Genomic DNA, 2,595 nt, shown 5'->3' with positions numbered 1-2,595 from the left:
TAATGGGTTTGAAAATCAGGGAGTCAATCTGGGAAATATCAGCGCCGATATTGCGGTAGGAAAAACATTTCCATCAAAAACAATTGGCATAATTGGTGCATTTGGTAGTTTTCGTACGGCAACCAATGATGCTTTAAGATCAAATTATACCTTATTAGGTCCAGAGTTGATGGTTGCTCAAATATTTAAATGGGGTGTAGCTGGAATAATGGTAAATCACGCATGGAGTGTTAATAGCCTTGATGCAGATCCGGATAGTTTTACAATTCTTGCTGACGATATGTGGGTTACAGCAGCAGGAGGCGAATCTGCAAGTATTACTGCTGGGCAATATTTTTATGCTATTTTTTTAAAAAATGGCTGGCAGATTCAAGGTTCGCCAACATATTCCTATAACCACAAAGCGGCAAAAGGAAATAAATTAACACTACCTATTGCTACTGGTGCGACTAAAGTGATATTTGCTGGTAAAATGCCTATAAAGATTAATATGCAATATTGGTATTATGTGGCATCACCAGAGGTATTTGGTCCACAACATCAAATACGTTTAACTGTTTCGCCTGTTGTTCCATTACCCTGGTAATTTTAATTACCCCAATCCTGGCTGTTGGATTAAGCACCGTATTAGTAAATGGCGTTTTGATTGTAAATCACAGCAAATTGGATACTAATGCCACACCAGGTCAAGCTATTTGAAGATTGGCTTCAAAACAATAAATAAGTAAGCAGATAATAAAATTAATTCAAAAACCAATTAAATATGAAAACATTACAAAAACTATGGTGGTTTACCCTGTTAAGAGGGATTATACTACTAATACTCGCTTTTTTTGTATTTCGCCATCCGGCAAATGCACTCATGGGAGTGGCTATCTACATTGGGATTAGCTTATTGATTACAGGAATATTACAGACCGGAGCCTCAATAGGTTTTAGAGACTCATTTCCCAACTGGGGATGGATCCTTGCCGGAGGTCTACTTGATATTGTATTCGGGTTTGTGCTCTTATCAAACCCGGCACTTACAGCAGCCTCATTACCTTTTGTTATAGGCTTCTGGATTATCATATCGGGTATTATGTCTTTTGCTGACTCATTTCAAAGTAAAAAAGAAGGCAATTCCCTTTGGGGATTAAGTATGCTTGGCGGTGTGCTTTCTGTGATTATTGGTTACTTTATTATGAGTAATATAATAGTGGGAGCACTTACTATCACTACTTGGATGGGTATTGGATTTCTGATCTTTGGAATAGTGAACATCGTTATTGGATTCAAACTAAAATCACTTTGAACCGAATCACTAACATTTTAAAATAGCTCATGAATATGAAAAAACACATTGTACTATTATTTACTGTAATCATCTCGTCATTAGTTGCAGTTCAACCGGCCTTGGCTCAGGAACAGCAACAGTCGCCCACGCTCGTGCTTATCAGCAACGTAAATATCTTCGACGGTAAAACCGAAACACTACAAAAGGACATGCATGTCCTGGTTGAAGGAAACCTCATCAAGCAAATTTCTAAAGAGCCCTTGATGGTCATACAAACCGATAATGTAAGCATTATTGACGGGGGTGGGCGAACGCTGATGCCTGGTTTAATAGAAGGACACGGACACGTGATGTTCGCTTCAGATTTGCCTAAATTATTGAATCAAGACGAGTTTGAGCAAGGTATTCATGCCGCTAGACGTGTGAATGACTACCTCATGCAGGGATTTACAAGCATACGCGATTGCGGTGGAAATAGTTTTGGTGTAAAACGTGCCATAGATCAGGATATTATTTCCGGCCCCAGGATTTATCCAAGTGGCGCAGCCATAGGTCAAACTTCTGGGCATGGCGATTTTAGATCAAATGTAGATGGCCACCCCTTTTATGATGGAGTAGATAACGGTGGGGTTGTAAACAAGTGGAAGCACACCTTAATTGCTGATGGTACCGATGAGGTACGCCGTGCAGTTCGTGACCAGTTGTTTCGCGGAGCATCACAGATCAAAATCCATACAGGTGGTGGAGTAACCAGCTTTACCGATCCGCTTCAGGCGGCACAGTATACTCCAGAGGAAATTGCCGCAGCTGTAGAAGAAGCAACTCGTTACGGAACTTATGTAATGACACATTCACAGATGAACAATAGTGTGGTTGCTTCACTGGATGCAGGTGTTAAGTCTATTGAGCACGGTCTAGTGCTAGAGGAAAGCACCGTAAAAAGAATGGCTGAACTTGGTGTTTTTTATTCGCCTCAGTTGTTTTTACCATTACAGCCTACTGCTGGTAACCCAATGTTTCAAGATCCTATTCAACAGGCAAAATTAAAAGTTGTTGCAGAAGGTACGCGAAATGCAATTGCATTGGCAAAAAAATATAAACTGACCATCCTTTGGGGAACAGACTGCTTTTTTGGTAGTGCACCTTACAGTGCCTTTACACAGGAATTTGCTTATCGTGATGAGTTCTTTACTCCTATTGAGCAGCTTAAACAAATAACAGCTAACAATGCTAAAGTACTTGCTTTATCTGGTTTAAAAAATCCATATCCTGGAGCTGAACTTGGTGTGATTAAAGAAGGAGCATTTGCGGATATAATC

General features: G+C 40.0%; 3 protein-coding genes. All 3 read left to right on the top strand.

The genetic code is table 11. The features are described from left to right. On the top strand, positions 1-586 hold a 586-nt coding region (locus tag WBM60_RS02395; RefSeq protein WP_424282729.1), incomplete at its 5' end, for a hypothetical protein. Between the two features lie 177 nt (positions 587-763). Then, positions 764-1,294 carry an HdeD family acid-resistance protein gene (locus WBM60_RS02390; RefSeq protein WP_424282728.1) on the top strand — a complete coding sequence of 177 codons (531 nt, stop codon included), beginning with the start codon at positions 764-766 and terminating at the stop codon, positions 1,292-1,294. Positions 1,295-1,329: 35 nt separating this feature from the next. Next, positions 1,330-2,595: amidohydrolase family protein (locus WBM60_RS02385; RefSeq protein WP_424282727.1), on the top strand; the 1,266-nt coding region annotated here is incomplete at its 3' end.

Source organism: Eudoraea sp. (assembly GCF_049669105.1).
Taxonomy (GTDB): Bacteria; Bacteroidota; Bacteroidia; order Flavobacteriales; family Flavobacteriaceae; genus Eudoraea.
The sequence above is the reverse complement of the archived record's forward strand: the minus strand, read 5'-3'. Positions and strand labels throughout refer to the sequence as shown.

Bases quoted from the DNA above. Each gene is read 5' to 3' on its own strand.
- WBM60_RS02390 (WP_424282728.1), top strand. From the start codon at position 764: ATGAAAACATTACAAAAACTATGGTGGTTTACCCTGTTAAGAGGGATT.